At 73.2% G+C, this 20017-nt stretch carries 22 protein-coding genes; 19 read left to right on the plus strand and 3 right to left on the minus strand.

What is annotated here, in order from left to right; all coding sequences use genetic code 11:
• Window positions 1–64 precede the first annotated feature (64 nt).
• The 6 genes from lxmK (at window position 65) to ACGFSH_RS31650 (ending at window position 4757) form a co-directional block, all read left to right on the plus strand.
• Window positions 65–1186 (plus strand): class V lanthionine synthetase subunit LxmK, encoded by a 1122-nt coding sequence (gene lxmK, locus ACGFSH_RS31625; protein WP_393354510.1) that lies wholly within the window; start codon window positions 65–67, stop codon window positions 1184–1186.
• Window positions 1183–2136 carry a T3SS effector HopA1 family protein gene (locus ACGFSH_RS31630; RefSeq protein ID WP_393354512.1) on the plus strand — a complete coding sequence of 318 codons (954 nt, stop codon included), beginning with the start codon at window positions 1183–1185 and terminating at the stop codon, window positions 2134–2136. Before lxmK ends, ACGFSH_RS31630 begins: the two co-directional genes overlap by 4 nt.
• Before the next feature lie 79 nt (window positions 2137–2215).
• On the plus strand, window positions 2216–2380 hold the full coding sequence (locus ACGFSH_RS31635) for a hypothetical protein (RefSeq protein WP_393354514.1): 165 nt from the start codon (window positions 2216–2218) through the stop codon (window positions 2378–2380).
• Window positions 2381–2448: 68 nt separating this feature from the next.
• Window positions 2449–3432 (plus strand): hypothetical protein, encoded by a 984-nt coding sequence (locus ACGFSH_RS31640; RefSeq protein ID WP_393354516.1) that lies wholly within the window; start codon window positions 2449–2451, stop codon window positions 3430–3432.
• Complete coding sequence (locus ACGFSH_RS31645) at window positions 3420–4160, plus strand: SDR family NAD(P)-dependent oxidoreductase (RefSeq protein WP_393354518.1); 741 nt, start codon at window positions 3420–3422, stop codon at window positions 4158–4160. The genes ACGFSH_RS31640 and ACGFSH_RS31645 overlap by 13 nt, the downstream gene beginning before the upstream one ends.
• A 135-nt stretch (window positions 4161–4295) precedes the next feature.
• Complete coding sequence (locus ACGFSH_RS31650) at window positions 4296–4757, plus strand: hypothetical protein (RefSeq protein ID WP_393354520.1); 462 nt, start codon at window positions 4296–4298, stop codon at window positions 4755–4757.
• 98 nt (window positions 4758–4855) lie between these two features.
• Here ACGFSH_RS31650 and ACGFSH_RS31655 read toward each other — a convergent pair whose 3' ends face one another.
• On the minus strand, window positions 4856–5617 hold the full coding sequence (locus tag ACGFSH_RS31655) for an alpha/beta fold hydrolase (RefSeq protein ID WP_393354522.1): 762 nt from the start codon (window positions 5615–5617) through the stop codon (window positions 4856–4858).
• Between the two features lie 63 nt (window positions 5618–5680).
• Between ACGFSH_RS31655 and ACGFSH_RS31660 the strand changes: the two genes are divergently transcribed.
• Both ACGFSH_RS31660 and ACGFSH_RS31665 read left to right on the plus strand, forming a co-directional pair.
• Complete coding sequence (locus tag ACGFSH_RS31660) at window positions 5681–6112, plus strand: MarR family winged helix-turn-helix transcriptional regulator (RefSeq protein ID WP_393354524.1); 432 nt, start codon at window positions 5681–5683, stop codon at window positions 6110–6112.
• Window positions 6113–6238: 126 nt separating this feature from the next.
• Window positions 6239–7462, plus strand: a complete 1224-nt coding sequence (locus tag ACGFSH_RS31665; RefSeq protein ID WP_393354526.1) for a PP2C family protein-serine/threonine phosphatase — start codon at window positions 6239–6241, stop codon at window positions 7460–7462.
• Between the two features lie 39 nt (window positions 7463–7501).
• On the opposite strand, the gene ACGFSH_RS31670 is transcribed toward ACGFSH_RS31665, so the two are convergent.
• The gene (locus ACGFSH_RS31670; RefSeq protein ID WP_393354528.1) at window positions 7502–7867 is read right to left on the minus strand and encodes an STAS domain-containing protein; all 366 of its coding nucleotides are present in this window, start codon (window positions 7865–7867) and stop codon (window positions 7502–7504) included.
• 168 nt (window positions 7868–8035) lie between these two features.
• Between ACGFSH_RS31670 and ACGFSH_RS31675 the strand changes: the two genes are divergently transcribed.
• A complete protein-coding gene (locus ACGFSH_RS31675; RefSeq protein ID WP_393354530.1) occupies window positions 8036–8518 on the plus strand; it encodes an ATP-binding protein in 483 nt (160 codons plus the stop codon).
• Window positions 8519–8539: 21 nt separating this feature from the next.
• Here the strand turns inward: ACGFSH_RS31675 and ACGFSH_RS31680 are convergent, their stop codons facing one another.
• Window positions 8540–9091 carry a phosphatase PAP2 family protein gene (locus ACGFSH_RS31680; protein ID WP_393354532.1) on the minus strand — a complete coding sequence of 184 codons (552 nt, stop codon included), beginning with the start codon at window positions 9089–9091 and terminating at the stop codon, window positions 8540–8542.
• A 325-nt stretch (window positions 9092–9416) separates the two neighbouring features.
• Here ACGFSH_RS31680 and ACGFSH_RS31685 point away from each other — a divergent pair, with 325 nt between their 5' ends.
• The 10 genes from ACGFSH_RS31685 to ACGFSH_RS31730 all read left to right on the plus strand — a co-directional run bounded on the left by ACGFSH_RS31685 (window position 9417) and on the right by ACGFSH_RS31730 (window position 19823).
• Window positions 9417–10073: a hypothetical protein gene (locus tag ACGFSH_RS31685; protein ID WP_393354534.1), complete on the plus strand. Its 657-nt coding sequence runs from the start codon at window positions 9417–9419 to the stop codon at window positions 10071–10073.
• A 3-nt stretch (window positions 10074–10076) separates the two neighbouring features.
• Window positions 10077–10493, plus strand: coding sequence for a phage holin family protein (locus ACGFSH_RS31690; protein ID WP_393354536.1), 417 nt, complete (start codon window positions 10077–10079; stop codon window positions 10491–10493).
• A complete protein-coding gene (locus tag ACGFSH_RS31695) occupies window positions 10469–11146 on the plus strand; it encodes a DUF3618 domain-containing protein (protein ID WP_393354538.1) in 678 nt (225 codons plus the stop codon). Before ACGFSH_RS31690 ends, ACGFSH_RS31695 begins: the two co-directional genes overlap by 25 nt.
• A gap of 741 nt (window positions 11147–11887) precedes the next feature.
• On the plus strand, window positions 11888–12595 hold the full coding sequence (locus tag ACGFSH_RS31700) for a hypothetical protein (RefSeq protein WP_393354540.1): 708 nt from the start codon (window positions 11888–11890) through the stop codon (window positions 12593–12595).
• A gap of 86 nt (window positions 12596–12681) precedes the next feature.
• Window positions 12682–13440 carry a YcnI family protein gene (locus tag ACGFSH_RS31705; protein WP_393354542.1) on the plus strand — a complete coding sequence of 253 codons (759 nt, stop codon included), beginning with the start codon at window positions 12682–12684 and terminating at the stop codon, window positions 13438–13440.
• Window positions 13441–13580: 140 nt separating this feature from the next.
• The gene (locus ACGFSH_RS31710) at window positions 13581–14297 is read left to right on the plus strand and encodes a hypothetical protein (RefSeq protein ID WP_393354544.1); all 717 of its coding nucleotides are present in this window, start codon (window positions 13581–13583) and stop codon (window positions 14295–14297) included.
• Window positions 14298–14613: 316 nt separating this feature from the next.
• The gene (locus tag ACGFSH_RS31715; RefSeq protein WP_393354546.1) at window positions 14614–15261 is read left to right on the plus strand and encodes a sigma-70 family RNA polymerase sigma factor; all 648 of its coding nucleotides are present in this window, start codon (window positions 14614–14616) and stop codon (window positions 15259–15261) included.
• Window positions 15262–15420: 159 nt separating this feature from the next.
• Window positions 15421–17004, plus strand: a complete 1584-nt coding sequence (locus ACGFSH_RS31720; RefSeq protein ID WP_393354548.1) for an FMN-binding glutamate synthase family protein — start codon at window positions 15421–15423, stop codon at window positions 17002–17004.
• Between the two features lie 13 nt (window positions 17005–17017).
• Window positions 17018–18778: a thiamine pyrophosphate-dependent enzyme gene (locus tag ACGFSH_RS31725; RefSeq protein ID WP_393354550.1), complete on the plus strand. Its 1761-nt coding sequence runs from the start codon at window positions 17018–17020 to the stop codon at window positions 18776–18778.
• A gap of 202 nt (window positions 18779–18980) precedes the next feature.
• Entirely contained in the window at window positions 18981–19823 is an 843-nt protein-coding gene (locus tag ACGFSH_RS31730) for an RNA polymerase sigma factor SigF (protein WP_393354552.1), read from the plus strand.
• Window positions 19824–20017: the final 194 nt, after the last annotated feature.

Below are 20017 nucleotides of genomic sequence, written 5' to 3' on the forward strand. Positions count from 1 at the left end.
GGCTGTTCCGAGCTTACGCCTTGTCATCCGGTATGCGGCCAAACGTTTTTCGACGATCATCAAAATGCTTGATCCGTACCTCGTCGGCCCGCAGAGTCGAGTCATGCCGGATGCGGAGATAGCAGAATTCATTCGTGGGGCGGGATACGGCGAGTTCCTGCCCGACACCGTCGTCACCTTCCCCGGGCGCAACCAGAACGTCGCCGGGACCACGACCACCGGGGTGGACCTGTTCGCCAAGCGAATACGGCTCGCTGACCAGCTCGGAGGCGGTCTGCGACGAGCCGGGCTCTTCGAGCGGCTGGCCGCGGGACAGCCCTTGCGGCATCTGCGCCGGCCGGCTCCGCTCGCCGGCGACCCGCGTCGCGGCATTCATGTCACACGTTGGCTGAAAAACTGTCATACGGCGGCCGAAGGGCTCGCCCGGGAAACTTTCGGGCCCGAGTCGGCCCGCGAACTCGGTCGCGCGATCGGTGAACTGCATTCGCTGGAAGCGCCGCCGGAATTACTGCCGCGCGAGCCATTGCCGCTGCCGAATCACCGCATGCTGTCCACGCTGTCCGTGAACCAGTATGTGGAGAGCAGCGCGGGCTTGATCGCCCTGTGGCGCATCGTTCAGCGCGACGCCGCGATCGCGGAGTCCGTGCGGCGCCTGAGGGAGACGGAGGACGCCGCCCCGGCCGTGCCGATCCACGCCGACCTGAGGCTGGACCAGGTCCTCGTCGACGGGGGCGGGTTGCTGGTCTGCGACTGGGAGGAGTTCCGCCGTGGCGACGCGGCGCGCGACGTCGGCGCCGTGGTCGGCGAGTTCCTCTTCCGCAGTGTGGTGGGCATCGCCGACGACGAATTCCCCCCTGCGGACCCCGGGGCCGAGGCCGGTGGCCCGTCGGCCCCGGGGCGGGCCCACGCGGAGGTCATGAGCAGGGGGGTCGGGAGACTGGAGGCGGCGCGGCCCGCGCTGACGGCCTTCGCGGAGGGCTACCGGTCCCTGCGCACCGCCTCCGACCAGGGGCTCGCCGTGCGTGCGGTCGCTTTCGCCGGATGGCATCTCTTCGACCGGGTGCTGGCCGCCGCCGCGTTCCGCTCCGACCTCTCACCGGTGCACCGGGCCGCGGCGGGAGTGGGCCGCACCGCCCTCGTCACGCCGGAGGCCTTCGTCGCCGTCCTCGGTCTGGAGTCGGTATGACCCCCGGACTGGCCGAGATCGCCGAGGTGACCACGGTCCACGCGGAGAGCCTGACGGCACGGGTCGCGGACGCGGAGTTCCGCGCCGGCAGCCTGCGGGCCCTGCGTGAACGCCTCGCGGACACCCTCTACCGCACGCTGCACCAGGGCGCGGCCGGCACGGCGGCCCACCCGCGCGACCTGTCCGACGACGCCTTCGTGGCCGATCTGAGGAGCGCGGTCCCGCATTCCGTGTGCCGGGTGCCGGCCCGGCACACGGAGGCTGCCGGGATGCGGGACGACGAGGTGACCGTCGTCCTGAACGGGGTACGCGTCGCCGTCCCGCGAGCGCTGGTGCGTCCCGCGTCGCCCGGGAACACGGCGACGGGGGACGACGTCACCGTGGAACTGCCGCCGTGCCGCCCCGCGCTCTCGCCGGGCTTCCTGGCCGTCCTCGGCTCGCTCCGGCCGCCCGCCACGACCGCCCCGGTGCTGCGGGTCTACCTGCACATCGCCCGCGCCGAGGCGGCCCGCACCGTCTGGGGCGGGGCACTGCGTGCCCTCGAAGGTCTCCGGATCCCCTACCAGGCGAAGGCGCTCGCGCATCCGTCCCGGTATCCCCGCAAGGACGCGATGGTCGTCTATCTGAGCGCTCGCACCGACATCGCGCTGCGCGCCCTCGCCGGCACGGCCGCGAACGCCCCGGACGGCGACCTGGCCGACGCCGTCTCCCCGTTCACCCGCCGGATCGCCCCCGGTGTGTCGATCGCCTGGGAGCCCCACCCGGAGCCCGGGGCCGTCCGGCGGCTGAGCTTCGGTCAGCACCGCGCCCGCGCCTACGCGGACGGTCTCGTCGACCACTCCCTGCACGGGACGCCGCTCACGGAATCCGTCGCCCGGGCCCTGCGCGCCGCGGGGGCCGACCCCGACCGTCCCTATCGCAACCCCGACAGCCCGTCCGTCACCCCATGACTCTCCGACCCGTCGACGCCGGTCACGGCCGACGGGACGGAGGAACCGGAGAAACCGCAATCCGCACACAGGAGGAACGATGAAGATCGAGAACCCCGCAGAGGCCCTGGTCGCCGGCTACCGCACCTACACCGACGGAGACCAGGTGGCCCAGGTGGCCGGCGCCGAGGGCCCGGACGCCACGGCCTCCATCACGACCGCGACGCCGGTCATCACCACCACCACCCTGATCTTCGACTGCTGATCCGGTCGAAGCGCCGCCCCGGAAGGTCCGTCACAGGGCCTTCCGGGGCCTCACCGAAAGGCCGCGAGGTGGCACCCCCGACACCCGAGCCCGCCGTCGTCTCCTACGGCACGCGCGCGTCGACGACCCGTGTCGTGCGCCGGGGCCCGCATCTCTTCCACTGGCACCGGACACCGGGCGTGACCACGGTCAAGCCGGCCGGGCCGCCCCCGCCGCCCGTACTGCGGCACCTCACGGGCCAACCCGCCGAGAACGCCGTCCGCTTCGCCGTCCCCCGCGTGGCGGGGCCGCCGTCGCGGGATCCGGCGCGGCCTCGACAGGAGCCGCCCGACGTGGTCTACGAACTGCCCGACAGCGTCAGCATCGGATGGCACATGCTGGCGGGCGCCGCCGTTCCGCGGCAGTACACCGATGTCGTGTCGCGGGTCGGCCGAGCGGTCCGAACGCTCCATCAGGGCCCGGCGCCCCTTGCGCCGCACCGGCCCGTTCCCTGGCTCGGCGGGCTGTGCGACTGGCTGTCGCGCCGGCCCGACGCGCTGTCCGAGCGGCTCGTCCGCCGTCTCGGCGCCGGCCGTTGCGCACTTCTCGCCCGGTGGGCGGAGGAAGCGTCTGCCGTCGCGGACACGGTCGTGCTGGGCACACTGTCTCCCGGCGTGATCGTGGTGGACGCCCGCGATCGCACCGCCCACGTCCTGGTCGGCGCGGAGGCGGGGCACGGCGCACCCGCACTCGACGTCGGCGCCTTCGCGGAGGCGCTGTCCACCTCTGTCGACGTCGCCCTGGCCGGCGCCCACCACGATCCCGAGCAGCTCGACTACCCGTCGCTGTGGCAGGCCTTCGACTCCGGCTACGGACCGGGCCGCCCCGGTGAGGCGGCCGTGCGGCGCGCGGCGCTGCTCAGACGGGTCCACCGGCTGCGCGCGATGAGCGGCCACATCGGCGACAACGCCTTTCTCCAGGTTCAGATCGACCGGCTGCCCGCGCTCGTCGAGCAGCAGGGCGGCCCCCTCATTCCCGCACCCAGAGACGGAGCCGGCGCATGGGAACGCTGAACGGCCTGACGGCCCTGGTCACCGGAGGCTCCCGAGGCATCGGACGGGCCGTGGTCCGGCGGCTCGCGGCCGAGGGAGCGGCGGTGGTGTTCGGATACCACCGGGACGCGGCCGCCGCCGATTCCTGCCTGGCGGAGGTCCGCGAGGCGGGGGGAACGGCCCATGCCGTCAGGGCGGATCTGGCCGACCTCGGCGAGGTCCGGCGCCTCGTCGACACCGCGAACGGCCTGCTGCGCGGGCTGGACATCGTCGTCAACAACGCGGCCGAGCCCGAGCAGCTCGGCATCGCCGACGCCACGCCCGAACACTACGAGCGGCTGATGGCGGTCAACGCGAGGGCGCCGTTCTTCGTCATGCGCCACGCCCTGGAGGCGCTGCGCGACGGCGGCCGCATCGTGAACGTCTCCAGCATCGCGGCCTCCATGGCCGCTCCGGGCGCCGCGGTGTACGCGGGCGGCAAGGCCGCCCTGGAACGGTTCACCACGACCGCCGCTCAGGAGTTCGGCCCTCGTGGCATCACTGTCAACGCCGTCGCCCCCGGCACGGTGGACACCGACATGCTCCGCGATCTGCACGACGAACGGTCGCGGCACACGCTCGCGGCGGTGACGCCGCTGCGGCGCCTTGGACGCGGATCCGACGTCGCCGGTGTGGTGGCCTTCCTGGCCGGCCCCGACGCCGCGTTCGTCACCGGGCAGATCGTCCCGGTCAACGGAGGCCTGCGCTGAGCCGGAGCCGCCCGACTGTCACGTGTACGTGAAGGCCTGGTCACAGGCCCTCGCCGAACACCCACCACCCCGCGTCCGGGCCCGGCCGCCGTGGCACCATGCTCCCTCGAGCACCACGTCCAGGGGGGACACACCATGCGTACGCGCGCCACCATCGTCACTGCGGCACTGCTCCTCGCCGCGCTCACCGCCTGCTCCTCGTCGTCCGGGTCCGACGACGCCGCGACCCCGGCCGCCAACGACTCGGGCACGCCCGTGGCCGAACCCACCGTCAGCGTGCCCGCCGCGCACCAGGGCGACGACCTCAAGGCGGCCGTCGCCGTCTACACCGCCTCCTACTTCGCCGGGGACGCGGACACCGCGTACAGCATGCTGTCGGCACGCTGCGCGAAGAAGATCGCCAAGGACTCGTACGCCGACGTCGTCAAGCAGGCGGCGGCCGACTACGGCGCCGACCACGCGGTCGGCGACGTGCGGGCGGAGGTGTCGGGCACGACGGGCCGCGCCACCTACAAGGTGACGGGACTGCCCAAGTTCGACCAGCGGTCGCAGCCGTGGGCGCTGGAGGGCGACGCCTGGAAGTACGACGCGTGCTGACCGGCTGAGGCGCATGCCGAAGCGGAACCGGGCGGCCTGACCGCCCGGCGCGGGGCGCGCGGCCGTGCCGCCGGCCGTGGCGCCGGCGGGGTCCGGTCTCAGCGCCGGGCGGTCTGGGCGGCGAAGGCGTCGAGCAGGGCGAAGGTCTGCTCCGGTTGTTCGAGGTGGGGGAGGTGCCCCGCTTCCGGGACGACGGCGAAGCGGGCGTCGGGGAACGACGCCGCGTACTGCCTGCCGTAGGCCGGGGTCACGATGCCGTCGCTCTCGCCCCATACGACGAGGGTCGGGACGGTGACGGCCGCGAGGCGGGGCCGCAGGCCGGGGTCGCTCATGGCGGGGCCGCCGGAGAGGAAGCGCAGGGCCTCCATGTTGCCCCGCATGACGGCGAGCCGTTCCGCCGGGACGGTCGCGGGGTCGACGTAGAAGCGCTCGGAGTCGTGGTAGGCGTGCTCGGCGACGCCGCGGGCGTCGAGCGCGAAGAAGTCGCGCACCGGCTCGCCGTCGGCCTCGATGCCGACGGCGTTCACCAGGACGAGCCCGCTGATCAGGCCCTCGGTGTCGGCCGCGGCCATCTCGGCCCCGATCCAGCCGCCGAGGGAGGAACCGATCACCAGCACGTCGGACAGGCCGCGTTCGCGCAGCAGCCCAAGGTAGGCGGCGGCGAGGCCGCCGACGGTCGCGGGGCCGTCGGGGCGGGGAGTGCCGTTCCATCCCGGATGGGTGGGCAGCAGGGCGAGTGCGCCGGCGGCGAAGTGCGCGGCGACGGGGGCGACGGTGAGAGGGCCTCCGCCGCCGTGCAGGACGAGGACGGGGCGGCCGTTCGCCGGCCCCGATGCGGTGAGCGTCGGTTGCGAGGTCATGGCCAGACCCTAACTAAAGATGTTTAGCTAAACAAGCTTAGTCCGGGTGATAGCCTGGCAGGCATGGCTGTCGAACCGCAGATCCTCGGAAGGGCCGTGAAGGCCGCCCAGTACCGCCAGCACCGGACGCTCGACAGCCGTCTCGCGTCGGTCGGCAGCACACTCGCCCAGTGGGACGCCCTCAGGGCCATCGCCCGCACGCCCGGGGCCAGCGCGCGCCGGCTGGCGGCGGCGACGTTCCAGAGCGAGCAGGCGTTCGGCACGCTCGCGGGACGGCTGGTGGCGCAGAACCTGGTGGAGCGGCGCCCCGGACACGGCCGGAGCATCGAGCACCACCTCACCGCCGAGGGCGAGCGTGTCCTGCGCGCGGGCCACGAGGTGGCGGACTCGGTGCTGCGGGAGTGCTTCGCGGGCCTGACCGAGCCGGAGCGGGAGACTCTCCTGCGACTGCTGCTCAAGATCGAGGACGCGCGGCCCGAAGCCGGCACCGGCTGACCGTCCGAGGGGACCGGGGTTGACGGACAGCGCCCTGTCGCACGCCTTCGACCAGCCGGAACGGGCGGATCAGGTGACGTTGCGAAGATCTGGGGAAGAAGATGCGGCAGCCGATGGGAGGTTGCCGTGGAGGGTGGAGATCTGGAACTGGGCGAACTGCTGGCCGCCGCAGAGGCGGCCCCGCCCGGTGAATCCGTGGACGTGGTGGCACACGACCTGCAGAAGCGGTTCGGTGCCGCACGCGTGTCCTTTCTCTTCGTCGATCTCGTCGGCCGGCGGCTGGTACGCCTCGCCGCGACCGGTGACGACGCCGTCGACGACGCGGGACCGATCGATCTGCAAGGCAGTGTCTACGACGAGGTCCTGCGCAGTCAGCGCCAGCATGTGGAGGCCGACGGCCAGGGCGGGCAGTGCGTCATCACGCCGGTCACCAACCGCGGCGACTGCATCGGCTTGCTGGAGGTGACTTTGCAGTCCGTGCACGACGCCGTGCTGCGGCAGGTCCGCGACGCGGCCCACGCGCTGGCGTACATCATCGTCACCGACCGCCGCTTCACCGACCTGTACCACCTGGGCCGCCGGACCACCGAGACCAGCCTGGCCGCGGAGATCCAGCACCAGCTGCTGCCCTCGGCCCCCTGCTGCGAGGCCGACGAGTTCACGCTCGCCGCCGGGCTGATCCCGGCCGACGACATCGGCGGCGACACCTACGACTACACCCTCGACCGCGACACGCTGCATCTGTCCATCACGGACGCCATGGGCCACGACACGAACTCGGCGCTGCTGGCCACCCTGCTGGTCGGCGCACTGCGACGGGCCCGCCGCAGCGGCTGCGACGCGCTCAAGCAGGCCGAGCACGCCCACCGGGCCCTGCTGAGCCACAGCCGCGGCCTGGCCACCGGTCAGTTGCTCTGCGTCGACCTCGACACCGGCCTGTGCAACCTGGTCAACGCCGGCCACCCCTGGCCGATGCGAGTGCGCGACGGCGCCGTCGAGGAGGTCAGACTCGCCGTGAACCTGCCGTTCGGCGTGGCGGCGCCCACCTCGTTCCTCCTGCAGCAACTGCAACTGCTCCCCGGCGACCGGCTGATCCTGCTCACCGACGGCATGCAGGAGCGCGGCGCCGCCGCCGCCGACCTCGCCTCGGTCGCCCACGAGACCCGCGCCCTGCACCCGCGCGAAGCCGTCCAGAGCCTGACCGCCGCCGTGATCCAGGCCTGCCACGGCAGCCTCAGGGACGACGCCACGGTTCTGATACTGGACTGGCACGGCAACCGGCGCCGTCCTGACGGAACCGGATCGGCCGCAACGAGACCGCCCGGAACGAGACCGGACCCGCGGCCGTGACCGCTAGCGCTCCGGACCACGCCGGTCCGGAGCGCACCCTCACTCGCGCAGCGCCTGCTCGACCGTGGCACGGCAGGGAATGAGCACGTCGATGCCGACCAGTTGCAGCACACGCGCCACCGGCGCCTGCGCGCCCGCGATGCGCAGCCATCCCCGGGCTTCGCTCGCCCGCTGATGGGCGGCGACCAGGACGTTGATCCCGCTGGAGTCCATGAAGGTCACACCGCTGAGGTCGGCCACGATCCGGGGCGGGGCGGACCCGCCTTCGGACGTCAGCGCCCGGCCGAGGACGTCCGTCACGTCATGGTCGATCTCGCCGCGCACCCGCACGACACGGACGCCGTCGACTTCTTCGGGGCGGACGGAGAGGCGTTGCGGCCGGTCCGTTTGCTGGTTGTCGGTCACTGTCTCCTCGACTGCGCTTAGGCTGGCCCCCGGAAAACGGGCGTGCGCGGAATTCTGCCCGGATGCCACGGCGGCATGCACCCGGGCGGCTGCGCTGAGAACATCCCTGGCATGAACGGCGCCGTTGTGGGTACCGGCGCACGTGAACGGGGGAGTGAGGGCTAACGCGTGGAATCCCATGCCGACGATGACGGCTGTACCAGTCCGGGTGAGTACCTGATGCGGGCCGGCTATGCGCTGGGAGCGGACGACGGCTGTATCGCCGACGCCCGCCACCACGCCGTGGCCTTCCTCGACCGGGCCCACGCCGAACTTCGCCTGCCGCTGCCCGACCGGGTGAGGGATCTCACCCAGCTGGTGGTCAGCGAGCTGGTCACCAACGCCCGCAAGTACGCCCCCGGGCCGGTCCTGATGGAACTGCGCATCACCGCGGGCTGCGTGGACGTCGTCGTGTGGGACAGCGATCCCACGGTGCCGGCGGCGCGGGCCGCCAACCCCGGACGCATCGGCCAGCACGGCCTGGAGATCGTCAAGGCCGTCACCGAGGACCTCTTCGTCGAGCAGGAAGCGGTCGGCAAGCGCATCACGGCGCGCATCGCCCTCGCCGAGACACCCGGCAGCGGCACTCCCGCGGCTCGCACCCTGACCTGACGCACCCCGGGGCCTGCCCGGCTACGAGGCCCAGAGGGTGACCGCCAGCCGCGGCGCGTTGCGCGTCAGCCAGGCGCTGCCCAGCCCGATCACGGCGCCCGCGACGACGTCGCTCGGATAGTGGGCGCCGCTCTGCACCCGCTCGACGGCGACCAGCGCCGCCGGGACCGCGCACAACGCGCCGGCCGCCGGCAGGGAGGGGGCGACGGCCGCCGTGAAGGCGACGGCGGCGGCCGTGTGCCCGGAGGGGAAGGACGACGAGTCGGGACGGTCCTCCACCTCGTCGTGCGGGATCAGCTCCTTCGGCGGCCGAGGCCGGTCGGCTAGCTGCTTGCACACACCGTTGGCGGCGAGCTGCGCGACGGCGAGCGCCGTCAGCCCCGCCGCGGCGGCCCGCCGCCCCCGCCGCCCGCTGCACGCCGCCATCACGACGGCGGCGCAGCACCACAGCTTCGAACTCTCCGCGCATTCCTCGACGGCCGACAGCACCTTCCCGAAGCCGGCCGGAACACGGGAGGCGGTCCGCCCGGTCAGCCGCCGGTCCGTCTCCCGCAATGTCCTCGTCACGCTCATGATCTGCAGGTATCCCCGATGACGGCCGGTCACACCGGGAAAATGTCCGGTGCCGTGCCCGCTCGGGCATGCCCGCACGTCACCGCGCGACCTGTGACCGCGACGACCTGTGACGGGCTCTCGTCCCCGGCCGACGCGCGCCCGCTGCCGGGCCGTTGACGGTCATTCCGGTCGACGGGGTGCGTTGCGGGCTTCTGGTGGGGCGGGACGCGCCCGCCCGCCTTTCGACAATTGCCGTTCCATAGAGGGTGTAGACAGGGCTAAATCAGTCACTCGTGTACATATCAGCAGAAAAGCCGTATGGATGTGCGAGGAGGCGTGGCTGATGAGTGAGGCAGTGCAGGGCGACACGACCAGATTGCAGCAGACCGGTGAGACGGCGCGGGCCGAGGCGTCGGCCACGGCCGGGCAGGCCCAGCAGGCCGCGGGCCAGGTCGCGGGTACCGCCGTGGACCAGGCGAAGGCCGTGGCGGGGGAGGCGCGGCAACAGGCCGGGGCCGTGGCCGCCGATCTGCGTCACCGCGCGATGGACGAGGCCGAGGGACAGACCCGGCGGGCGGCCGGAACGCTGCACGGCTGGGCGGACGACCTGGCGGGCCTGGCCGAGAACGCCCAGGGCGATTCTCCCGCCCGAAGCCTCGCCGCCCAGGCGGCGGACGGCGGGCACCGGGCGGCCGACTATCTGGAGAAGCAGGGCGTCGAAGGCGTCCTCTCCGATGTGCAGGGCTTCGCCCGCCGCCGCCCCGCGGCGTTCCTGGGCGGCGCGCTGCTGGCCGGGCTGGTCGTGGGGCGCGTGATGAAGGCGGCGTCCAAGGCCGACACCCCGTCCGGCGCTTCACCGGGCGACGGGGCCTTCGGGGCGCAGAGGCAGGGAGCCGTCGCCGCATCCGAACGGGCGGCATTGAACGAGCCGAGGCCGGCCGCACTCCCGACCGCCTCCGCGACGGGCGCCGCGCCCGGTCGTCCGGTTCCGGGGGTGTGAGAGATGTCCTCCCTTCCCTCCCGCCCGGCGGCCGTGTCCGCCGACGACCGCACGGTGGGCGAGTTGCTGTCCGTCGTGACGTCGGACGTCCAGACCCTGTTCCGCCAGGAGGTCGAACTGGCCAAGGCCGAGATCACCCAGGAGGCGACCAAGGCCGGCAAGGCCGCGGGCATGTACGGCGGCGCCGGGTTCGCCGGCTACATGGTGCTGCTGTTCCTGTCGCTGGCCGCCGTGCTCGGCCTGGCCAACGTGATCGACGGAGGCTGGGCCGCCCTGATCGTCGCCGCCGTCTGGGGCGTGATCGGAGCCGTCCTGTACCAACGGGGCAGGACGCGCATGCGCACGGTGGCACCCAAGCCGGAACGCACAGTCGAGACCATGAAGGAGAATGCGCAATGGGCACGTCACCCGACCGGATGAGGGCCGAGATCGACGCCACTCGGGGCCGGCTGTCCGCCGACGTGGACCGGCTCGCGGACAGGGCCAGTCCCCGAAGGGTGGTCCGCCGGCGTACGAGGATCATGCGCGGCGCCGTCTCCGGCATGCGTGAGCGGGTCATGGGAACGGCGTCGTACACCGCCCATGGCGTCGCCGACGGCGCCCAGTCGGCGGCCGGTTCGCTCCAGGACGGCACCCAGCAGGCGGCCGGCGCGGCGCGCGAGGCGGCCGGTCAGGCGGGCGAGGCGATGCGTCAGGCGCCCGACGAGGCGATACGCCGGACCCAGGGCAACCCGCTGGCCGCCGGACTGATCGCGTTCGGCACCGGACTGCTGGCCTCCTCGCTGCTGCCCACCTCGGAGACGGAGCAGCAGAAGGCGGCGGACCTGATGGCCCGCGGCGGCGAGGTGCTGGAACCGGTCAAGGAGGCCGCGCTCGAATCGGCGCAGCACCTCAAGGAGGGCACGGTGGAAGCCGCGCAGGGCGCCGCCCAGGAGGTCAAGGACAGCGCCGCGGAAGCCGCCCGCGTCACGCAGGACGAGGCCCGTGAGCAGGCCGGGCAGGTGACCGACCAGGCGCGCGAGTCCGGCAGGCAGGTGGCCGGCGAGGCCCGCAACCAGCCCGGATCCGGCTGACCGGGCCGGCCGTCCCCACCCTCGACGCGATCGCGCTGCCGGCCCGAGAATCCCGGACCGGCAGCGCACGAGGTCGCCCGCGCCCGACGTCTCCGCCGACACCGGACCACGTCCACCCGTCCCCCGGCGGACGCCCGAACTCCGGTGCCGCCCGGGGGTCTTACGCGTGCGCGCGGATGGCCGGGGCCCGTCCTTGTGACCCTCGGCGTCCACCGCGTCGCGTCGGCCGGCGTTCTCCCGGTGTTCGGCCTCGGCGGTCCAGGGGTGGTGCGGGTCGAAGGCCGGGGCCTGCGAACGGATGCTCCTTTCCGTACTTGGCATGGCGGTCCGCCACGCGTTGTAGAGGAACGGCAGCGGGGACAGGCCCAGGAGGAACGTGCCGACGGCGGCGGCGCCCTGCGCAGTGGAAGCGCCGCATTCCGCTGTCGACGTACCGTCACCACGGCGACGCCGTACGCCGATGCCGCGGATGCCGCAGAGGGACGGAGCGGATGCCGTGCAACCAGTCGGCGATCGGTGCACTCCTCCGGCCACGGGCCGGGTTCCGGGACCCCCGGCTCCCGTCAGCCCGCGGGGCACGCGGGCTGAACGGCTGGCGCGTCCGACCCGTAAGGACCCGTAAGACCCGTACGCAGGGACACGGGCGCAGGGGGACGGGCGCGACCAGGGGGAACGAGGCCGGAGATGATCGTGCGCAGGCGCGTGAAGAGGTCTTCCCCGGGCATGACACCATCGGCGGACATGAGTGCGTCCATGGGCGTGCGGAGCCTTCGGGCGGCGGTGTTCGCCGTTCTCTGCGTGCTGCTCGCGGCGGGAGGCCACGCGCTGGCCACCGGTGCGGCACCGACGGCGTGGGTGCAGACCGCCGCGGTGGTGCCGGTCTTCGCGAGCGCGTGCCTGCTGGGCGGCCGCGAGCGGTCCCTCGCCGGCATCGGCGCGGCCATGCTGGCAACTCAGGGCGCGCTGCACCTGGCGTTCCACACCGCCGGGCCGCACTCCGGCATGGTCGCGCACGGCATGCGGACGCCCCCCTCCGCCGCGCACCCCCTCACCCTTCACGCACCGGCCTCCCCCGCCCTGACCTCGCACGCACCGGCCCTGCACGCCCTGTCGCCGCACGCCCTGTCCCCGCACGCCCTGTCCCCGCACGTACTGGCCCCGCACGCGGGGACGCCCCACGGGACCGCCGCCCACGTCGTCGCCGCCCTTGCGCTGACCTGGTGGCTGAAGCGCGGCGAGGCCGCGTTGTGGTCGCTGCTGCGGTGGGCGGTCGCCCTGGTGCCGGGGCTCGGTGCCTGGTGGCGCCTGGTGCTGGGGTTCCGCGGCGGGGCGAGGACGCCGGGTCGCGTGCGTCCCGCGGCCGGCCGGGCCCGGCCGCCGCGCCCGGCGCGGCTGCGGCACGCCGTACAGCGACGGGGACCGCCGACGGGGGCGTCGTACGCGATCTGACACCGGGCGTCCCCGTTCGCCCCGCGTCCCGCGTCCGTCGTGCCTTGTCCCCTTCAGTTCCCGTCAGTACGGAGACCCACTCAGTCATGCCCACGACTCGCACCACCACTGCTGCCACCGCCACCACCGCACTGCGCCGCGCCGGAGCCGTCCTCGTCCTCGCCTCCGCCACGGTCCTCACCACCGCGGGCGCCGCCTTCGCCCATGTCACCGTGCACCCCGAGGCCTACGCCGGGGGAGCCACGGACGGCGTGCTGACGTTCCGCGTCCCGAACGAGGAGAACACGGCCGCCACCACGAAGGTGCAGGTCTTCCTCCCGACCGACCACCCCGTGCTCGGCGTGCTCGTCTCGCCGCGGGACGGCTGGACCGCCAAGGTCACGACCACGAAGCTGAAGACGCCGGTCAAGACCGACGACGGCTCCGTCACCGACGCCGTCTCCGAGATCACCTGGACCGGCGGGAAGATCGGCGCCGGGCAGTTCGAGGACTTCGATGTGGCCTTCGGCCAACTGCCCGACGACACAGGCGAACTCGCCTTCAAGACCCTCCAGACCTACTCCGACGGCAAGACCGTCCGCTGGATCGAGGAGGCCGAGTCCGGCGGCGGGGAGCCGGAGAACCCGGCCCCGGTCCTCAAGCTGACGGCGAAGGCCGCCGGGGCCGCTTCGGGGAACGTGAAGAGCTCCGGCGGCTCCTCGGTCACCGCGTCGGCCTCTGCGTCGGCCGACGACTCGACCGCCCGCGGCTTCGGCGTCGCCGGGCTGGTGGCGGGGGTCCTGGGGCTGGCCGCGGCTGCCTTCGCCGTCGTCCGCGGCCGCTCTGCGGGAACCCGGTCGCAATAGTCCGGTCGGCGGGATCCGGGCGTCGGCTCCGCCATGATCGGACCTGTGGCCTGTATCACTCGCCTCGGCGTGAGTGTCGGGACCGGGTCTCGTGCGTACCACCCGTGAGGACGGTGGCCGGATGCGAGGATGAGGCGGTCATGACTGCTGGGTGGGGTGCGCGCACGGTGCGGGCCGCGGTGTTCGCCGCCGTCTGCGTGCTGCTCGCCGCCCTGGGCCACACCCTGATGTCGGGATCTCCCGTCCCGTGGTGGACGGTGTCCGCGGGCTTCGCCGCCACGAGCGCCGTCGGCTGGGCCCTGGCCGACCGTGAACGCGGGCCCGCGACGGTGGTGTCCGTCGTGGTCCTCGCCCAGGGGGCGCTGCACTCGGCCTTCTCCTGGGGCCTGCCGACGGCATCGCGCCCCGCCCCGGGCCTCGCGGCGCACGGCATGAGCGGCATGAGCGGCATGCCGTCCATGGACGGCATGTCCATGGACGCCATGCCCGTCGACCCGATGGACATGGCGGACACGGGGAACGCGGGGGAGGCGGCGCACTCCGCGTACGTGGGGCATCTCGGCCACATGGCCCACGGTGAGCACATGTCGTCGCTGGGCATGCTAGCCGCCCACACCGTGGCCGCCCTGCTGACCGGTCTGTGGCTGGCGTACGGCGAGCGGGCCGCGTTCCGCCTCCTGCGGGCCGTCGCCGCCCGGCTGGCCGCACCGCTGCGGCTGCCCCTGGCGGCCTTGCCCGTTCCGGCACGCAGGCCCGCGCTGCGCCCGACGCGCGAACGGGCCGAGCCGCTCCCGCGGCTGACGCTCACACACACGATCATCTCCCGGGGGCCTCCGGCCGCGACCGCTGTCCTCTGAGACAGCCGGCTTCCCGAGGCCGTCACGTCGCCGCATCGCCGGCAGCGCGGCCCCCTCGGGCGCGGGCGTGCCCGGCGCACGCCCGTCCCACTCCTCCCGTTCCGGAACCTCCGCAGCGACGCGTCCCCTCGCGTGCGCGCAGCATCCGCACCGCGTGCACCATGCGCGCCGCCTCCACCACCGCGCGCCCGGCCTTCCCGGCCTCTTCGGCGCGCCCGGTGCGACGGCGTGACGTGCCCGGTGCTCCGGATGCCCGCTCGCGTGCGTGGCGCGCCGCGCGGTCTCGGTCCCGGACCCCCCCCGAGAAGGACCTCAGGTGATCACTCCTGTCCTCGCCCTGCCGTCGGAGCAGCGCGACGCCGCCCGCGTGACGGCGGACCGGACCGCCGCGACGGATCCGCCCGGCGACCCGGCGACCCTCTGGGCCCTCGCCGCCCGCACCGGCGATCCCGACGCAGTCGAACGCTTCGTGCGCGCCCTGCGTCCGGACGTCGTCCGCTACGTCACCCATCTGTGCGCCGACCGTCAACTGGCCGACGACCTCGCCCAGGACACCTTCCTGAGGGCGCTGGGCAGCCTGCACCGGTTCGAGGGGCGTTCGTCGGCCCGTACCTGGCTGCTGTCGATCGCGCGCCGCACCGTCGTCGACAGCCTGCGGCACGCCGCCGCCCGGCCGCGTCCGGCCGACGTGGACGACTGGACGGCCTGCGCCGACCGCGCCCAGCCCGGCGGCCTGCCCGGATTCGACGACGGCGTCGCCCTGCTCGACCTGCTGGACGCGCTGCCCGCCGAGCGGCGGGAGGCGTTCGTCCTGACCCAGCTGCGGGGGCTGCCCTATGAGGCGGCCGCCGAGGCGAGCGGCTGCCCGGTCGGCACGATCCGCTCACGGGTCGCTCGGGACCGCGCGACGCTCGTGCTGCTGCTCGACGAGGCCGAGAACCCCGGCCCCGCGGCCGCCGCCTGACGCGACGGGCGCCGGCGTCCTCCGGAGCAGGGGACGCCGGCCACCGCGCGCCACCTGCCGGTTTCCGGTGCCGCGGCACGCTCGTTCCTTGACCATTTCATGAGCCGTTCGGGCGGCGGCGACATGCATGGGAAACGCCTGGCGGGCAAGGTGCGAAAGGTGACACGCGTCGGAATCGTTCTTGTGACCCTGCTCGCCGCCCTCGCGGCGGTGGCGGCCTCGGCCTGGCTCTCGCTCTTCTGGCTCCTCGCCGCCGTCCCGCTGCTGTCGCTGGGGCTCCTGGGCGCCTGGGACCTGGTGCAGCGCCGCCACTCGGTGCTGCGCAACTATCCCGTCCTCGGACACGCCCGCTACCTCATGGAGCGGATCAGGCCCGAGCTCCAGCAGTACTTCATCGAGCGGAACTACGACGGGCGCCCCTTCGACCGGGACGTGCGCAGCATCGTCTACGAGCGGGCGAAGGGCACCGCCGCCGAGGAGCCGTACGGCACCGAACGCGACGTGTACCTGCCCGGCTACGAGTTCCTCGTGCCGTCGATGGCTCCCCGCGAGGCCCCGAAGACACCCCCGCGCGTGCACATCGGCGGCCCCGACTGCACCCGCCCCTACGACATGGCGCTGCTCAACGTGTCGGCCATGAGCTTCGGATCGCTGTCGGCCAACGCGATCCTCGCCCTCAACGGCGGGGCCGCGGCCGGAGGCTTCGCCCACGACACCGGAGAGGGCGGACTGTCCGAGTACCACCTGCGGCCCGGCGGCGACATCGTCTGGGAGATCGGCACCGGCTACTTCGGCTGCCGGACCCGCGACGGCGACTTCGACCCGTCCGAGTTCGCCGACAAGGCCGCGCACGACCACGTCAAGTGCGTGTCCCTGAAACTGTCGCAAGGCGCCAAGCCGGGCATCGGAGGGGTCCTGCCCGGAGCCAAGGTCAACGCCGAGATCGCCGAGGTCCGGGACGTCCCCCAGGGGCAGACGGTCGTCTCGCCGCCGTATCACCGGGTCTTCTCCACCCCGCGCGAACTCGTGCGCTTCATCGCCCGCATGCGGGAACTGGCCGACGGCAAACCGACCGGGTTCAAGCTCTGCGTGGGGTCGCGCCGGCAGTTCCTCGCCGTGTGCAAGGCCATGCTGGAGGAGGGCGTCACGCCCGACTTCGTCATCGTGGACGGCGCCGAGGGCGGTACCGGCGCGGCGCCGCTGGAGTTCGCCGACCACGTCGGCGCCCCGCTCACCGAGGGACTCCTCACGGTGCACAACGCCCTGGTCGGCACCGGCCTGCGGGACGTCGTCAAGGTCGGCGCGAGCGGCAAGATCGCCACCGGCACCGATCTCGTCAAACGCATGGTCCAGGGCGCCGACTACGGCAACGCCGCACGGGCCATGATGTTCGCCGTCGGCTGCATCCAGGCCCAGCGCTGCCACACCAACACCTGCCCCACCGGCGTCACGACCCAGGACCCCCGCCGCGCCCGCGCCCTCGACGTCCGCGACAAGACGCCCCGCGTCCAGCGCTTCCAGGAGGCCACCGTGGCCAGCGCCCTGCAGATCATGGCGTCCATGGGCGTCACCGATCCCGCGCAGCTGCGCCCCCACATGCTGCGGCGGCGCATCGACCCCTACACCGAGCGTTCCTACGCGGAGCTGTACGAGTGGCTGGAGCCGGGGCAGCTGCTCGCGGAGCCCCCGCTGTCCTGGGCGGCCGACTGGAAGGCCGCCGACCCTGACCGATTCACCGTCTGAACTGGAGTGCCAAGTGGCCCGTACCGTTGCCCGTGTCATCGTGGACGCACTGAGCGAACTCGGCGTGCGCCAGGTCTTCGGCGTCGTGGGAGACGCGCTCAACCCCGTGACCGACGCCATCCGCACCACCGAGGGCCTGGAGTGGGTGGGCTGCCGGCACGAGGAGGCCGCGGCGTTCGCCGCGAGCGCCCAGTCGCAGCTCGGCGACACGCTCGGCGTCTGCATGGGCACCGTCGGCCCCGGCTCCGTCCACCTCCTCAACGGGCTGTACGACGCGGCGAAGAGCCGTACCCCGGTGCTGGCGATCGCCGGTCAGGTGCCGCTCGCGGAACTGGGCAGCGACTACTTCCAGGAGGTCGACAACGACGCCCTCTTCAGCGACGTGGCCGTCTTCCGCGCCACCGTCACCTCGCCCGACCAGCTGCCGCAGATGCTGGAGACGGCGGTGCGCAACGCCCTGGGCCGCAAGGGGGTCGCGGTCCTGACCGTCCCCGGCGACCTGGGGGAGCGGGAGCTGACCGCCGACCGTCCGACGCGGTTCTCCCTGAACCCGCCCCTGAGCCGCCCCGACGAGACCGCCGTGGACCGGGCCGCGGAACTCCTCGACCGCGCCGAACGCGTCACGCTGCTCGTCGGACAGGGCGCGCGCGGCGCACGCGCGGACGTGCTGGCCCTCGCGGACCGGCTCGCCGCACCGATGGTGCTGACCCTGAAGGCCAAGGCCGGATTCGAGGGAGACGCCAACCCCTTCCAGGTCGGACAGACGGGCCTGATCGGCAACCCGGCGGCCGCGTCGGCCCTCCAGGACGCGGACACGCTCCTGATGCTCGGCACCGACTTCCCCTACCGGGACTGGTATCCCGAGGGCCGGACCGTCATCCAGGTGGACACCGAGGCCGCCCACATCGGACGCCGGGTGCCTGTCGAGGTCGGGCTCGTCGGCGACACCGGCGCCACCGTGCGCGACCTCCTGGCCCGGCTCGACGCCCCGCCCGCCGGGACCGAGGGCGCGCGCGACCGCTCGCACCTGGAGAAGGCCCGCGAACGCTTCGACAAGTGGCGCGCCGGACAGGCCCGGCTGGCCGACCCGTCGCACGACAAGGGCCTGGTGGGCCGCGTCCGCTCGGCTCTGGACAACCGCGCCCACGACATCCGCCCGGAGGCGCTGGCCGCGCTCGTGGACCGGATCGCCGCCGACGACGCCGTCTTCACCTCCGACACCGGCATGGCCACGGTGTGGCTCTCCCGCTTCGTCGAGATGCGCGGTGAGCGGCGGCTGATCGGCTCCTACAACCTCGGCTCCATGGCCAACGCGATGCCCCAGGCCCTGGGCGCCCAGTGCCTGGACCGCGACCGCCAGGTGGTGGCGTTCTGCGGCGACGGCGGGCTCAGCATGCTCCTCGGCGACCTCATGACGCTCAAGACGCACCGCCTGCCCGTCAAGCTCGTCGTCTTCGACAACCGGCGGCTCGGCATGGTGAAGCTGGAGCAGGAGCAGGCGGGCCTCCCCGAGTTCGGCACCGTGCTGGACAACCCGGACTTCGCGGCCGTCGCCGAGGCCATGGGCATCACGGGCATCCGCGTCACCGACCCGGCCGACCTGGAGAGCGCCGTGCGCCGCGCCTTCGAGGCCCCCGGCCCCGTGCTGCTGGACGTCCTCACCAACCCCGACGAGATCGCCGTTCCGGCCAAGCCGACCGTGGAGCAGGGCTGGGGCTTCGCCGTGGCCAAGGTGAAGGAGATCGTCCGCAGCGAGGGAGACACCGACGACTGACCGGAACGCCGGAGGACCGTGGCACCGGCGGGCCGGGGAGCGGAACGGCGGAAGGACGCAAGGACGGGACCGGCGACCGCTGGCCCCGGTCCCGAAAAAAGGTGGGCAAGAAGCAGGCATGCCCGCCGGGACCCGGGGTACGCGCGTCCTTGCCGGAGCAGGGACCGGCGAGAACGAGCTGAGCGACAGGGAGGGGCACATCATGTTGACGACGACCGCGGCGGCTGCCGTGCGGACCGTGGAGGTTCCGGAGATCGCGGACCCGTCCAAGGTGGCGCCGAAGGACGCGCGGGAGTTGTCGAAGGTGTTCTTCGACCAGCTCACGGTGCTGGAGGAGGGGACCCCCGAGTACCAGTACGCCCGTAACACGCTGATCGAGATGAACATGTCCCTCGTCCGCTACGCGGCCGGCCGTTTCCGCAGCCGTGGACCGGAGGAGATGGAGGACATCGTCCAGGTCGGCATGATCGGGCTGATCAAGGCGATCGACCGGTTCGAGCTCACCCGCGAGGTCGAGTTCACCTCCTTCGCGGTGCCGTACATCGTGGGCGAGATCAAGCGCTTCTTCCGCGACACCTCCTGGGCCGTGCACGTGCCGCGACGCCTTCAGGAGGCCCGCGTCCAGCTGGCCCGCGCCAACGAGGAACTGCGCAGCCGCCTGGGCCGGACGCCCACCACCCGGGAGCTCTCCGAGCTGATGAGCCTTCCCGAGGAGGAGGTCGTCGACGCGCAGCTCGCCTCCAACGGCTACCGGTCCGCCTCGCTGGACGCCGCGATCAGCGGCAACGAGGACGGCGAGGCCGCGCTCGCGGACTTCATCGGCAACGAGGACGCCGCTCTCGGCCTGGTCGAGGACTTCCACGCCCTCGCGCCCATGATCGCCGAACTCGACGACCGGGACCGCCAGATCATCCACTGGCGTTTCGTGGAGGAGCTGACCCAGAAGGAGATCGGCGAGCGTCTGGGCGTCTCCCAGATGCACGTCTCCCGTCTGATCACCCGCATGCTGACCCGCCTGCGGGAAGGAATGCTCACCACCCAGTGACGGACCGCGGCGCCACGCGCTCCCCCGCGCGGCGCCCGCTCCGAGGAGTTCCGCGCACCGCACGACCGCCCCGCCGCCGACGTGTCGACCGTCGGCCGGCGGGGTTCGTCGTGCGCTGGGCCGGGTGCACGGCGGGCGGTGGTCCGGACGGGACAACCGGCCTGCCCCGGACGGCCGTTCATCGATTTCTACAG

The organism is Streptomyces sp. NPDC048481 (genome assembly GCF_043200075.1).
In the GTDB taxonomy this organism is placed as follows: Bacteria; Actinomycetota; Actinomycetes; order Streptomycetales; family Streptomycetaceae; genus Streptomyces.

Coding starts and splice junctions, on each gene's coding strand:
- lxmK (WP_393354510.1), top strand. CDS start 65: ATGCTTGATCCGTACCTCGTCGGCCCGCAGAGTCGAGTCATGCCGGAT.
- ACGFSH_RS31630 (WP_393354512.1), top strand. CDS start 1,183: ATGACCCCCGGACTGGCCGAGATCGCCGAGGTGACCACGGTCCACGCG.
- ACGFSH_RS31635 (WP_393354514.1), top strand. CDS start 2,216: ATGAAGATCGAGAACCCCGCAGAGGCCCTGGTCGCCGGCTACCGCACC.
- ACGFSH_RS31645 (WP_393354518.1), top strand. CDS start 3,420: ATGGGAACGCTGAACGGCCTGACGGCCCTGGTCACCGGAGGCTCCCGA.
- ACGFSH_RS31650 (WP_393354520.1), top strand. CDS start 4,296: ATGCGTACGCGCGCCACCATCGTCACTGCGGCACTGCTCCTCGCCGCG.
- ACGFSH_RS31655 (WP_393354522.1), bottom strand. CDS start 5,617: ATGACCTCGCAACCGACGCTCACCGCATCGGGGCCGGCGAACGGCCGC.
- ACGFSH_RS31660 (WP_393354524.1), top strand. CDS start 5,681: ATGGCTGTCGAACCGCAGATCCTCGGAAGGGCCGTGAAGGCCGCCCAG.
- ACGFSH_RS31680 (WP_393354532.1), bottom strand. CDS start 9,091: ATGAGCGTGACGAGGACATTGCGGGAGACGGACCGGCGGCTGACCGGG.
- ACGFSH_RS31685 (WP_393354534.1), top strand. CDS start 9,417: ATGAGTGAGGCAGTGCAGGGCGACACGACCAGATTGCAGCAGACCGGT.
- ACGFSH_RS31690 (WP_393354536.1), top strand. CDS start 10,077: ATGTCCTCCCTTCCCTCCCGCCCGGCGGCCGTGTCCGCCGACGACCGC.
- ACGFSH_RS31695 (WP_393354538.1), top strand. CDS start 10,469: ATGGGCACGTCACCCGACCGGATGAGGGCCGAGATCGACGCCACTCGG.
- ACGFSH_RS31700 (WP_393354540.1), top strand. CDS start 11,888: ATGAGTGCGTCCATGGGCGTGCGGAGCCTTCGGGCGGCGGTGTTCGCC.
- ACGFSH_RS31705 (WP_393354542.1), top strand. CDS start 12,682: ATGCCCACGACTCGCACCACCACTGCTGCCACCGCCACCACCGCACTG.
- ACGFSH_RS31710 (WP_393354544.1), top strand. CDS start 13,581: ATGACTGCTGGGTGGGGTGCGCGCACGGTGCGGGCCGCGGTGTTCGCC.
- ACGFSH_RS31730 (WP_393354552.1), top strand. CDS start 18,981: ATGTTGACGACGACCGCGGCGGCTGCCGTGCGGACCGTGGAGGTTCCG.